Origin of the sequence: Xanthocytophaga agilis, assembly GCF_030068605.1 — a bacterium.
GTDB classification, from domain to species: Bacteria; Bacteroidota; Bacteroidia; order Cytophagales; family 172606-1; genus Xanthocytophaga; species Xanthocytophaga agilis.
The window spans coordinates 461109-474848 of record NZ_JASJOU010000003.1 but is presented as its reverse complement, the minus strand read 5'-3'; the positions used below and the strand labels follow the sequence as shown (position 1 = coordinate 474848).

Sequence of the window (13740 nt, the reverse complement as noted above, 5' to 3'; positions counted from 1 at the left end):
AAGCATTTGTATGCCTGTTCAATCCGTTTTTTACAAGTCATGCTTTGGCATTGCATTAATTACCTCTCTTGTTGCCTGTGTCCGGGATCCAGGACTAGAACCAGGAGATTTGCAAGAGCCGATACAGTTGCAAATACCCGAAAATTTTAATCATAGTACTACTGCCAATGTTTCACTGGCACTTACATTGAAAGATAACCAGAATAACGCACTTTCCAGTGTACGTGTTTCCGTTGCGTCAACTGACGCTCCTGATAAAATTTTGTTTACAGGAGCGACTGATGTAAATGGCAGCCTGACTACCGATATGACATTGCCATCTTATATTGAAAAACTAGTAGTTTATACACACTATATAGGTTTGCCTAATCAAATAGTATTACCTGTACAAAGCACAGTCAATGCTGTATTGGGTGGAAGTGATCCGATAACCTATGAAACAATGGAAGCTAGTTCTTCACGCACTGCCTATACATCAGGTGCCAGAACACAGGCTATTACCTATTCTTATCTGGGGACATGGAACAGTCAGGGAGTACCCAACTATAAAGAAACAACCAATGATGTAGTCAGTTCGGAGTTAATGTCCTGGATAAATGCTTCATTGCCAGAACAAAAGCCTGTGCCAACATATCACCCTGACTATGTGGATGCTAACACAAAAACAAACATGGATGTATTAGCTACTTCAGACGTGTGGGTTACTTTCGTGCATGAAGGAGCTGGCTGGACAAATAGTCTTGGATTTTATACGTATCCTACAGGAAGTGCTCCTGCATCTGTCAATGATATTACCAATATCAAGATTATTTATCCCAATGTCTCTTATGCTGGAAGTGGCGGTGGACTAAAAACTGGAATGAAAGTAAAAATTGGCCGTTTTGAACCAGGAACCAGTATTGGTTTTGTATTGGTTGCCCAAGGCTGGAATGGCAGTGGCATTGGAAATGGCAATTATAAACTATTCTCCAATACAAATCTAAATCCGGAATCAAACACAAGCCTGCAAAAACACAATGTATTGCTGTATGATTCAAAATACAAGATAACTATTCTGGGATTTGAAGATTGGCGTAGAGATGATGTATCTGGTTGTGATAATGATTTTAATGATGCTGTTTTCTATATTTCTTCTAATCCGGTTGATGGCCTGAATGTTAAAGACTTTCTACCTGTAGATAAACCTATAGATACAGATAAAGATGGTATCAATGATACCTATGATGATTTTCCAAATGATGCTACTAAAGCCTTTGTGAATTATTATCCGGCAAAGGGAGTACGCGGTACTCTGGCATTTGAAGATATGTGGCCTACAGTAGGAGATTATGATATGAATGATTTGGTTGTTCAGTATTACCATACAACCATTGCTAATGCACAGAATAAAGTAATTCAACTTAAGACAGATATTGTGCCAGGTGCAGTTGGCGCTACTTTTAAAAACGGTTTTGGTTTTGAAATGCCTGTAGCTCAGTCAAAAATCAAATCGGTATCAGGCTCTCGACTTACAGAAAATATCGTTACACTGACATCAAATGGCTTGGAGGCAAATCAGACTAAGAGTGTTGTGATTGCATTTGATAATGCATTCTCTTTATATTCATCTGGATCAGGACAATATGAGAACGTTGTTTCTAACACCAGTGTAAATACTCCGGATACGGTGAAACTGACTATTGATTTTGCAACACCTGTAACATCAACTGAATTGGGAGATATGACCTTTAATCCCTTTTTGATTGCCAATGCAACAAGAGGCAGAGAAATACACTTAGCTGGATATTCAAATACAAAGCTGGCGAATCCAACTTATTTTGGAACACATCAGGATAATACGAATGCAGCTACTGGTAAATACTATAAAACAGCGGGTAATTTACCATGGGCAATTAGCTTTGTTCAACCATTTGATTACCCATCTGAAGGGAAGCCATTGACAAGTGCCTATGTGAATTACGCTGCATGGGCTAAATCAGGTGGAACATTGTATAAAGACTGGTATCTGAATAAATCAGGATACAGAAATACAGGTAGTATCTATACAAAGAAGTAAATCTGCATTCATTTAGTAGTATAATCTGACAAAGGTTGTTATATCAGATCCTCCTGAGATAACAACCTTTGTTGCTTTTTGAACGGATCTCTGCAGTTGTTTTCTGTTTTATGAAAAAAAATAATTATTGTATGTTGTTGATTTACAGTGTGTAAGCGTTGGTGTGAAATCTTTTTTCAGGAATTGCCTACAAAAATAAAATCCAACTATTTGTAGGCAGACGTATGTATGAACAGACTATATGATGAAAGCTGTGTATTATATAAATATCACACAATCAGGCATATATAATGTTTTTTTTAACCAAACCAACCTGAGTAAAGCTATGTCCAAAATCATCATTCCTGAAATACAGGAAAGCCACATGCAAACAAAGGGTATGCTTACGCCTATGGGCAGAGGTTCTTTTTTAAAGTACCTGGGTGCATCTGCGGCACTGACAGCTCTTGTCCTCACCGGATGTAAAGACGATGACGACGATATGACCATTCAAGGAGTAAACCTGGGCAGTGGAGATACTGGAATTTTAAATTATGCCTATGCATTGGAGCAGCTGGAAGCTGCATTCTATTCCCAAGTGATTAGTTCCAAATATTCTGGTATGAGTTCTGCAGAACAGGAAATTCTGACAGAAATTCGTGATCATGAATTAGTGCATCGTGACTTTTTTAAGGCCGCTCTGGGATCTAATGCTATTGGAAGCCTGCAGGTAGACTTTAGTTCTATTGACTTTAGTTCACGTACAGCTGTATTAGGTGCTGCCAAAGTATTTGAAGATTTAGGAGTATCCGCTTATAATGGAGCTGGTAAGCTACTCCAGAGTGCAGATTTTTTGCTGATAGCTGGAAAAATAGTTTCTGTGGAAGCACGTCATGCTGCTGCAATCCGGGATCTGTTAAATCCTAATTCGGCCGACTTTGCCGGAGATGACATTGTAACAGCATCCAATGGGTTGGACGCCGCCAAAGCACCGTCTGATGTATTAACGGCTGCAAAGTCTTACATCAAGAATACAATCAATGCAAGTAATCTTCCTCAAAGCTAAACTTACAGACAACCATGAATTTATTCAAAATTATTAAAGACATAGAGAAAGTCGATGCAGAAGTATATGATCGGCTGGATTCCCGACGTGGCATGTTTAAAAGTGTAGGAAAGTGGGGTGGGCGTATAGCTGCTGCTTCTGTACCGTTTATGTTGGGGGGTATGTTGAAAAAAGCTTACGGACAGACTTCCAATAATTCTGCTATTATTGAAATACTAAATTATGCCTTAACACTGGAATACCTGGAAAATGAGTTTTATGCAATGGGGCTTGCTGCCAGTGGGTTGATTCCTGCCGATAGAAAGGCGATTTTCCAACAGATAGGAAAGCATGAAGCTGCTCACGTTACCTTTTTGACAACTGCTATTCAGAGTTTACAAGGTACACCTGCTACTAAGCCAACATTCGATTTTACCGCAGATGGTACCTATTCTGATGTTTTCTCAAATTATCAGACTTTTCTGGCATTGTCACAGGCTTTTGAAGATACAGGAGTACGTGCTTATAAAGGTCAGGCTGGCAATCTTATTTCCAATAATGATGTATTAACAGCTGCCTTACAGATTCATTCGGTAGAAGCCCGCCATGCTGCAATGGTACGCAGACTTCGTGCACAGAAAGGATGGATAAATGGGAAAGATAGTGGAGGCACAGTAGATGCCATCTATACAGGAGAAGACAATACTACACAAGGTGGAGTAAATTTAACAACATTGGGATATTCAGCTGCTGCTATAAGTCAGGCTTTTGATGAACCATTGACAAAAGATCAAGTGCTTCCTGTTGCCTCATTGTTTATTAAAAGCTAAATGCTAAAGAATTGCCTGAATTGCAATACTGGTTACAGTGTATAGTAAAAGCCAAAAAAGCATCTGTTTCAGATGCTTTTTTGTTTAGTAAGGGAATATATTTTTAAAGTTGCACATAGGCAACGAAATTATTTTGCAGGAATATCACTCCCTGACTGGTAATGATAAAGCTGCGGCTTTCTTCAGATGCAGGGAGCATATCTATTACTCCCATTGAATGAAAATCAGAAGCTCCTGTTTCCAACTGATGTGTTTGTGTAAAGCCCTCATAGGCAACAGTTAGTGTAATAGTTTGATGTGCAGGCACAGATGCTTCATAAACTCCCAGAGTATTAGTTTCTACTTGACTAGATCCATTCGGCCAATTCAGTTTTACAATAGCATTTTCCATAGGAATGCTTTGCATACTTACTACCCCTGATACGATAGATTGAGTCCCCGTCAAATCAAATACCCCAAGGCTAATGGTAGTATTAGAGTCTTTGGTCGTGAAAAGTTTGGTTACTTTCATGCCAGATTCTGTTTGTACTGTCATTGCTATTATAGAGTTTGGCGCGAATGTTGTCTGTATGTAAGTGCCTTTCATTAGTTTAAATACCACTCCCTGAATAGGGTCTCCGGCTTTGGTTTTAAATGATGCACGCAGGGCACAGGAACTATCCTGAGAAGTTACTGTTTGATGAGCTTTATCTGAAAGAAAGTTTAATTCAGGAACAACCAGAATTCCTTCTGTTTCAGGATTATTTGTAATAAATGGAATTGAAAGAGACGCCTTGTATAGCATAACAGGAATGCCAACTTCGGAAATTCCTAATCCCTTATTATCCTGTATAGATGCCGTGATTGTAGTTATATTGATCGCTGATTTTGGTGAGTCTGCATTCAAAAGCATTGTGTTTTTTCGGCAACTACCCATTACAATACCTGCTGTAGTCAGCAGGATTAATGGTGTAATTCTTTGAGAAATGGAAAAGAGCATTTTCATAGTTGTAGTGTAGTGTATTTGTCAATTATTAATTCTGTTGTAATGCAGGAGTTTGTAATCAACTTGACGCTACAAAATTCAGCATAAACCAGATGCCACACCATCCTGACGGATTATGATTTTTTTCTCCTCATTTATGAGGAGAAGATTCTAAATAAAGTGTTTATGCCTGGTTTCGTTAGCTAAGAATTATTAATACAAAAGTGCTTTAAAGACATATAGTAGAAGTTGGTAATTACCAAGATCTTCTCTTATGACATCATGAGAGCAAAAGATGTAATTAATCCGTCATAGTGCCGAATAAATTGTATTGTTATATATTATTTGAATTAAAGAGTATATATTTACCGTTAAATACTATTTTGGTGGTAAAAATAGATTGCAAATTATTACCATCAAAATTATTTTTACTGGTAATGTAAGTATATGGAAAAAACAATTGAAACAATTGCTCTACATGGAGGAATACTTTGTCTGGACTTTGTAAATACAGTATATGCTTGGATACCTGAACGGAAGGGTGAGTTTCTCTATGGGTTTGATGATCTGGTTCGTTTTGCAAAGCGTCACACTATTATTTCAGAAGAAGAACAACCTCTGGTGTTGGAGAGGGAGAAGGGGAGACAAGCTATTTATGATAAAGCCGTTGTATTACGAGATCTTATTTATGAACTGTTTAGCCAATATATAACCGAAAGAAAGGTTTCTGAATCTGTTTTGGGAAAATTTAATCATTTTTTGACAGAGGCTCGTACTCATTTACGACTAGAATATACAGAAACAGGTTTTCAACAGATTTTGGCTGTCCAAAATAAGGAAAATGAGAAAATCTTATGGACTATTATACTTTCAGTTGCAGATACCCTAATCTCTGACAAACTATCACGTATCAAGCGTTGTGGTTCGTGTGGGTGGTTGTTTCTGGATACAAGTAAAAACAGTAGTCGACGGTGGTGTGATATGCAGGTGTGTGGCAGCCAGATTAAAGCTAAAAACTACTATCATCGTATGAAAGATAAACAGATGTAAGCCATAGATTTTATTTCCTATCACAATTAGATACATTCCTCAATCAGCTTCCAATAGGTAAAAAGTGTAAGACCTGGTGTCTTTTTCTGTTGACTTACTTGGTAAACGCACTACAGATAAGGAATCTTCAAAGTGCTTCCAGTCTTACCATTTCTCCTCATTTATGAGGAGAAATGGTATCCTTATATTATAGTATTTTCATTCTCAGCATTGTACGATTCAAAAGTATTATCAAACTTGTATAAAAATTAAAGTAATCATGATGCGAATCATTGTTTGTATAGGTCTAATTATAGGAGCATTTTCAGTACTTGCAGGACAGGTGGTTAATCAACCGGCTGACAGTTTGAGGAAGCAACTGTTGGTAGCCCGTGAAGATACAAATAAGGTATTGCTATATATAGCATTGGGCCAACAGTATGAGGATAGTAAAGTAGATTCTGCAATCCATTTTTTTCGAAAAGCAGGTGAACTCAGTGAGAAAATAAAGTTTGTAAAAGGAACACTGAAATATCTGGCTAACTATACCAATGTATTAAATAGGCAGGGCAAATACGCCGAATCGCTAAGACTTAATCAGAAGGCAGTTGCTATTGCACAAAAAAACAATCTGAAACTGGAAACAGCCAAGGCTTACGCAAACCTTGCTGCTAGTTACCAATATCAGGATGAAATTGAAAAAAGTCTTGACTATTATCTAAAAGCTAGTTCTATTTTCGAAGATCTAAAATTTGATACAGGGTTATATGTTATGTACGCCAACCTGTGCGCATTATATGGCGATAATCTCCATCAATATGAAAATGCACTCTTGTATGCAGATAAAGCTATTGTCCTTGCCAGAAAGCAGAATAATAAGCTTGGTATTGCTTCTGTACAGATTAATAAAAGTACAGTATTAAATAGGCAGCGAAAATTTGATGAAGCGTTAAAAGCGTTGGAAGAAGGATACGCTATTGGAAAAGAACAGAAAAATTTATATCTGCAATTGGTTTCGCTTTCAATAATGGGCGATATGCACTTAAAACGAAGACAATACACCAAAATTATTCCTGTTGCTGAAGAAATGTTGAAGCTGGCTAAGGAAATGGGAGATGTTGAAGGACAATCTCTTGCATTAGGTGGATTAGCCTCTGCTTATCTTCATGCCAAGGAATACCAAAAGGCAAAGCAATATGCTGTAAAGTCGCTGGAGTTGAGTCGGAATAATAATATGAGAGACATCTGGATGAAGAAAGCATGGTTACTTGCTGACATTGAATTGGCCTTAGGTAATGTGAAAGCCTATGAAGATCTTTCAGCAGAAGCCGATTCTTTGGATGAAGTAGTTCTGAATGAAAAGATGCGAAAGAATATCCAGGAGCTGGAGGCAAAATATGAAGCAACAAAGAAAGAAAACCGAATCAAACAATTGCAGAAAGAGAAGGAAATTCAGATTTTAAGTATTCGCCAAAAGAATATTCTCAACTATGTATTTATTGGGGCTATTAGTATACTACTTGTCCTAGGATTCTTATTTTACAGAAATACCCGTACTCAAAAAATAATATCTCAACAAACTGAAAAATTGCAGGAACAACGTATTCGGGAATTAGAGCAAGCACAACAGTTGCTGGCTGTAAACTCGATGCTTCAAGGTCAGGAGGCAGAACGTAGTCGTCTGGCCAAAGATCTGCATGATGGATTGGGGGGAATGTTATCCAGTATTAAACTATCTCTCAGTGATATGAAAGGAGACATGATTCTTTCGGAACAGAATGCAGCCAGCTTCTCCAGAGCTGTTGAGCAACTGGACGATACAATTCGAGAACTGCGACGCGTGGCGCACAGCATGATGCCAGAAGCGTTGGTACGTTTTGGACTGGTACGTGCCTTACAGGGATTCTGCAATGATTTAGGTAGATCCGCACATTTATCAATTGACTTACAGACTATAGGTTTGGAAGATCGACTCGATTCCAGTACTGAAATCATTGTGTATCGGATTGTACAGGAATTATTAAACAATATTGTAAAACATGCCAGTGCAACAGAAGTACTCGTACAAATTGCACGAGCAGAAAACGATCTGAATCTGACTGTAGAAGATAATGGCAAAGGCTTTGATACTTCAGGATCTTATCAGGGAATTGGATTGTCCAATATCCGGTCACGGGTAGAATATCTGAATGGAAATCTGGAAATTCAGTCTTCTCCGGGAACTGGTACTTCTGTGAATATTGATTTTACATTGAAATCATAATTTTGATGTACATTCACCTCCTTAAATCAGAGAAGTTCATTCAACTCACTACAACTCATGGAAAAAATCAAGGTCTTTCTGATTGACGATCATCCAATGATTATTGAAGGACTGAAAAGTTCACTCAGTAATACAGACACAGTAGATGTGGTTGGTGCTGCAATCAATGCGTTTGAAGGTATAACCTTTCTGAAGAATAATCAGGTTGAGGTTGTTTTACTGGACATCAATCTGCCGGACATTAATGGAGTAGAAGTATGCGGAAAAATCAGAAATGAATTTCCTGATGTCAGAATTATTGCCCTGACCACTTTCAATCAGTATGATTACATTAGTGAAATGATGCAAAGTGGAGCATCCGGATATGTACTTAAAAATGCTACGCGGGATGAATTGGTAGAAGCTATCCATGCTGTCAAAGCCAATAAGAAATACTTCAGTGCAGAGGTGACAGAGACATTGTTGCAACGTTCCGGTGATACTGCCAATAAAATTCCTAAACTGACGCGACGGGAAAAGGAAATTCTTGCATTGGTAGCACAGGGGTTAACCAATCAGGAAATTGCAGATAAGCTTTTTATCAGCATACTAACAGTAATAAGTCACCGAAAAAACCTGCTTACCAAATTTGAAGTAACCAATACGGCTGCTCTGATAAGTTTTGCCATGAAGCATCAGTTATTATAGAAACTGTTTAATAGCTTGTTTATCAGATATTTTTAACTATTCTCAGGTTAGAGGATAAAAAAAATGCTCATAAAACTATGAGCATTTTTTTGTAACACCACACTCAATTAAACAGTACAGTAACTATTTAAGATTTTACATAGATCGTATGGGTAAGTGTGTACCCATTCGTCGTATCTCCACTTAACGTGGCAAGTTCGTTGTCCAGGCTATCACTAAAGATATTGTCTGATGCATTGGATGTGTCTGCTTGTCCATGAGCTGTATAATAGGTTGTTTTATATACGGCAGATGAAATGTCTTCCGGAAAGGCAATTTGTGTCACAAGCAATGAGGTTCCACTGCTGTTATAGATATGTACATGAATATGAGGCGCTCTGCCACTGTACCAGCCAGGATAGATACTGGTAAAGGCTGCTAATCCATTAGCATCAGTTGTTTGGCGTCCTCTCAGAAAGTGAACAGAGGTATAATTAGTACTTTGCATACTGGTACCACCATACTCAGAATAGTTACCAGCTGTATCACAATGCCAGATGTCAACTATTGCATTCTCAAGTTCTGCACAGTTATTATTAACATTTTTGATATAAATATTTACAGTAAGAGGTAAACCTGTTTTGCCGTCTGTTATGTCCTTACGTACATAACTGGATGGAGATTTTGTTGGAAATGGTCCTTCTGTCTCGTTGTCTGTGACTGTACAGGTGGTCGTATCTGTAGAGTCAGTAACAGTGCCTGGAGTTACCTCATCTTCTTTCTTGCATTGAGAAAACATCGTAAAGATGCCTGCCAGTGCAAGAGATTTCTTCAAAAATTCTTTACGTTCCATAAGTCTAAAATTGAATTGCCTTCAACTACCGATTTTGGAGATAAGACAATCAACTTTGAGCTTTATTTACGAAAAGATAAAAAATGAGGTAGAATGGAAAAATGTTGAGACGAATGACAGAATTATGGGTACATAATTCTATGCTGGAATATCAGGCTGCTGCTATGAAGTAGCTGTCTCTTACCTGACGAAAGACAACTATTTCATAGCATAGGTTGTAATACTATTTATTCAGTTGTATCATTTTCATGACCTTCTTCAATCCACTCTAACTGAACCTGTACAATCTGATTCTGTTTCATCTGCACAACCGTAATCTTGTAATTATCTATGATAAGAGTTTCTTCCTGTGCTGGTAAGCGTTCCAGTTTGGAAATAATCAGTCCACCAATACTTTCATATTCTTTGCTTTCTGGAAGAGCTTCCGGTATAAATTCATTGACATCACTAACAGAAGTATTACCTGCTACTAGGTAAACATTGTTGCCTGTATGTTCTACTATTGGCGTTTCTATATCATATTCATCCTGAATATCTCCAACCAATTCTTCGACAATATCTTCCATGGAGATAATACCATTGGTACCACCGTATTCATTCAATACCACAACCAGATGAACATGTTGACGCTGAAGGTCGCTAAGCAGATCACCAACCTTCTTGGATTCTGGTACAAAGATAGCGGGTCGTAACAGGCTACGAATGCTTACCTGCGGATCTTTGCGCATGGCAATCAAGAGATCTTTTATATTTAGAACTCCTATGATATTATCAATCGTTTCTTCATATACAGGAATCCGGGAGTAACCTTCATCAATGATCTTTTCAATTTCTTCGGCATCTGCATCAATATTTAAAGCACTGATCTGGGTACGGGGCACCATAATCTGGCGTGCGGTACGATCTGAGAAGTCGAATGCATTGCGGATGATTTCATAGTTTGTTTTTTCGACCAGTCCTGTTTCTGTTCCCTGTTCAACCAGATACAATAGTTCTTCCGGGCTGTGTACTTCCTGTTCTGCTGCAGGTTCAATCCCAAATAAACGTATAATGAAATTGGCAAGGCCATTTAGTAACCAGATGATAGGGCGTCCTACAACAAAGAATCCATATAAGGGATAGGCAACAGCCAGGGTAGTGGCTTCAGATCGTTGGATAGCCAGAGATTTTGGAGCCAATTCTCCAAATACTATATGTAGAATAGTGATAAGTGTGAAAGATGTTGGCACTGCAATGCTATGAGCCATAGCTGGATTAACCTGAATATGAAGCAAATCAAAACATGCAATTACAATTTCTGCTACCACACTTTCTCCTACCCAACCAAGGGCCAGACTAGCTATAGTAATTCCTAGTTGAGTAGCTGAGAGATACGAGTCCATCTGGCTTATTATTTTCTTTGCCATTAAGGCTGTCTTACTACCTGATTCGGCCAGCACTTCAATGCGGGATGATCTGACTTTTACAATGGCAAATTCAGCAGCAACAAAAAATCCATTTAATAGGACTAAAAATAATGTTAAGAGTATATCAAGAAGCACAATATGTAGAATTAAGTGAACAAATATGCATCAAAAAGTTGATAGCATGGTATAAAAAATAAGTATGCTGACCGAAAAATGAAGCAGTGCTAAGCGGTGATGCATGAAAAGTACAAAGAATCTGCCTTTGCCCAAAGGGAGTTTGATTAAAAAAAGAAAAAGCGATTCTGTAGAAGGATTATAATTTGTAGGTAATCCGAATAGAAATCTGGGATAAGAAATATTTCTACTCAATAGGAGACGAAAGTCTTTACTAAATCATTGTGTTATTGTAAAAAATAACACAATGCACTAACTAAAAGAGCAATACCAATACGGACGGAGGCCTGAACATACAGATGAGAAGGTGTTTTCATGATAGTTTTGTAGTAAATAATCATAAATTAGTAGGATTTATTGCCAAAAAGTAATCTTGAGAAATGGTTTTTTTAGATCAAAAGAAGTTGTTCTTACATAGGATATTAATAAGGTATTGGGCTGTGTTTTATACGATGATCGGAAAAGAATATTACATAAGTCAGAAAATGCTTTTTTTCTTGTTGCTACTCTTCTGTCTGTATAGTTCCTTTGTATCACTAAAATATAAAAGCAGCCGAAAGGTAGCTTTCTTGAGCATCAAGCTCCAAAGCCCGGTGGGAGTGCCGGGCTTTCGTTATTATAGGGGTTTGTAAATGCAAAATCCGTTTGATAGAATATCTCATATACCCAGTACTATTTTTAGTTTCCCATAACCAGTACGACTCACAGGAATTTTAGCCCCGGATTTAAGTATCGCTGTATATGTATCTTTTTGATAGGGATCAATGCGGGTAATTTGCTGTACCTGTACAATATAAGAGCGGTGTATACGTACAAACTGCTGGCTATCCAGCACATTTTCAAAGTGTTGCATTGTTTGGCTTTTTAGAAAAACCCCTGCATGGGTATGAATCTTCACATAATCATCATCTGCTTCCAGATATAATACCTCATGAGTAGGTATAATACGAATGTTATTACCCGTTTTTACAACCAGACGATCTTGCTGATTGGGAAGCTGCGAAGCTGTTTCGAGTAATGCTGATGTACCTTGTATTTTTTCCGGAGTAGCAGGCTGCTCGATCCATCTTTGCAGCGCTTTATCAAAACGTTCTTTGGAAAATGGTTTTAGCAGATAATCTATAGCATGGGCATCAAAAGCTTTGATGGCATAGGAATCAAATGCTGTTGTGAAAATAATAGAAGGTGGTTGATCCACTAGTTCCAGCATCTCAAATCCATTGATTTTAGGCATTTGGATGTCGAGAAATACCAGGTCAGGTCGGTGTTGCTGAATGGCTTTTATACCTTCAAATCCATCATTACATTCCTGAACAACTTCAATCTGTGGATAGTCCTGCAGATATTCCAGAATGATCATGCGGGCTAAAGGTTCATCATCTATAATAATGGCACGTTTCATGGTTGAGGAATGCGAATAAGAGTTGTAAATATATTTTGTGTAGTGTGTGTCTGTAGAAGATCATTTCGAGCAAATAATAAATACAGCCGACGTTTTATACTACTAAGGCCAAATCCAGTACCTGATCTGGGTGGTGTCGTTTCCGGATCGAATGGATTTTTTACTTCAATTTCGAGAATGTTATCTATTACACTAGCTTTTATGGTAATGGTTACAGTTCCAATGACATCATATAATCCGAATTTTATTGCATTTTCTACAATAGGTTGTAATAAGAGTGGAGGCAACTGTAACGCTGAACATTCTGGAATACATTCTATTTCTGTGTTGAGTCTGTGGCCAAACCGTACTTTTTCAATAGAGAGATACAATTGCAGATGTTGTAATTCTTCTGCCAGACTAACCCATTGATTCTCTTCTTTTTTTAATGTACCTCTTAAAAAGTCTGAAAGTTGATAAATCATCTGGCGAGCTTCTCCCGGCCGACTGCCTATCAACGCACTAATCGAATTCAGACTGTTAAACAGAAAATGAGGCTGTAGTTGCTGTCGCAGTTTGAATAATTCTGCTTCCCGAGCTAGTGTTTCTGTATCTGCTTTGCGTTTGTCTTCCTCCATTCGTTCCTGTAGTGATTGCCATAATACATTTACAAAAGTCATCCAGCAAATAATAAGAAATGCTACTCCTGAACGAAGAGGAAGTGTTTGAGAAACGAAAGTCAGATAGTCTGAACGATTATCGAGCAAATAAACAAGTAGATGATGGTTTATTACTAATGCAATGCTTGTATAGATCAAGCATATGCTCAACAGGTATATGGTTGTTCTTGTTGCCGGACGATAATAGCGCAGGCTATTACTTACAATCAGGCAGGTTATAAAAAGAAGTATGTTTGTTGTAACTGCATCTGTCAGAGCGTCCTTCCAGGTAAAACCAGCATTCAGGATAGAATAAACCTGTATAGAGGCCAGTAAAATCCAACTTATAAGAAATAAAACAGTAATACGACGGTCTGACAAAGGAACTAGTTGCATATAAATTTGGTAACAATCCGGGTGATTTCCTGAAGATCT

Annotated in this window: 11 protein-coding genes; 6 read left to right on the top strand and 5 right to left on the bottom strand. The window is 37.9% G+C overall.

Translation table 11 applies throughout. The annotated features are described in order from the left end of the window. Positions 1-10: 10 nt before the first annotated feature. The 3 genes from QNI22_RS12315 (at position 11) to QNI22_RS12305 (ending at position 3910) form a co-directional block, all read left to right on the top strand. Positions 11-2056 carry an LruC domain-containing protein gene (locus tag QNI22_RS12315; protein ID WP_314510930.1) on the top strand — a complete coding sequence of 682 codons (2046 nt, stop codon included), beginning with the start codon at positions 11-13 and terminating at the stop codon, positions 2054-2056. A gap of 325 nt (positions 2057-2381) precedes the next feature. Beyond that, positions 2382-3101, top strand: coding sequence for a ferritin-like domain-containing protein (locus tag QNI22_RS12310; protein ID WP_419836228.1), 720 nt, complete (start codon positions 2382-2384; stop codon positions 3099-3101). A gap of 14 nt (positions 3102-3115) precedes the next feature. Next, positions 3116-3910: a ferritin-like domain-containing protein gene (locus tag QNI22_RS12305; protein WP_314510929.1), complete on the top strand. Its 795-nt coding sequence runs from the start codon at positions 3116-3118 to the stop codon at positions 3908-3910. A 103-nt stretch (positions 3911-4013) separates the two neighbouring features. Here the strand turns inward: QNI22_RS12305 and QNI22_RS12300 are convergent, their stop codons facing one another. Next, entirely contained in the window at positions 4014-4895 is an 882-nt protein-coding gene (locus tag QNI22_RS12300) for a hypothetical protein (protein WP_314510928.1), read from the bottom strand. A 426-nt stretch (positions 4896-5321) separates the two neighbouring features. On the opposite strand from QNI22_RS12300, the gene QNI22_RS12295 reads away from it, so the two are divergent. The 3 genes from QNI22_RS12295 (at position 5322) to QNI22_RS12285 (ending at position 8853) form a co-directional block, all read left to right on the top strand. After that, the gene (locus tag QNI22_RS12295; RefSeq protein ID WP_314510927.1) at positions 5322-5924 is read left to right on the top strand and encodes a CGNR zinc finger domain-containing protein; all 603 of its coding nucleotides are present in this window, start codon (positions 5322-5324) and stop codon (positions 5922-5924) included. Positions 5925-6183: 259 nt separating this feature from the next. Then, positions 6184-8166, top strand: a complete 1983-nt coding sequence (locus tag QNI22_RS12290; RefSeq protein WP_314510926.1) for a tetratricopeptide repeat-containing sensor histidine kinase — start codon at positions 6184-6186, stop codon at positions 8164-8166. Positions 8167-8223: 57 nt separating this feature from the next. Next, the gene (locus tag QNI22_RS12285) at positions 8224-8853 is read left to right on the top strand and encodes a response regulator (RefSeq protein WP_314510925.1); all 630 of its coding nucleotides are present in this window, start codon (positions 8224-8226) and stop codon (positions 8851-8853) included. 127 nt (positions 8854-8980) lie between these two features. Here the strand turns inward: QNI22_RS12285 and QNI22_RS12280 are convergent, their stop codons facing one another. The 4 genes from QNI22_RS12280 to QNI22_RS12265 all read right to left on the bottom strand — a co-directional run bounded on the left by QNI22_RS12280 (position 8981) and on the right by QNI22_RS12265 (position 13701). Continuing rightward, positions 8981-9685 carry a dioxygenase family protein gene (locus tag QNI22_RS12280; protein ID WP_314510924.1) on the bottom strand — a complete coding sequence of 235 codons (705 nt, stop codon included), beginning with the start codon at positions 9683-9685 and terminating at the stop codon, positions 8981-8983. 227 nt (positions 9686-9912) lie between these two features. After that, positions 9913-11226, bottom strand: a complete 1314-nt coding sequence (locus tag QNI22_RS12275) for a hemolysin family protein (protein ID WP_314510923.1) — start codon at positions 11224-11226, stop codon at positions 9913-9915. A 697-nt stretch (positions 11227-11923) separates the two neighbouring features. Continuing rightward, the gene (locus tag QNI22_RS12270) at positions 11924-12667 is read right to left on the bottom strand and encodes a LytR/AlgR family response regulator transcription factor (RefSeq protein ID WP_314510922.1); all 744 of its coding nucleotides are present in this window, start codon (positions 12665-12667) and stop codon (positions 11924-11926) included. Next, positions 12664-13701: a sensor histidine kinase gene (locus QNI22_RS12265; protein WP_314510921.1), complete on the bottom strand. Its 1038-nt coding sequence runs from the start codon at positions 13699-13701 to the stop codon at positions 12664-12666. Before QNI22_RS12265 ends, QNI22_RS12270 begins: the two co-directional genes overlap by 4 nt. Between the last annotated feature and the right edge of the window lie 39 nt (positions 13702-13740).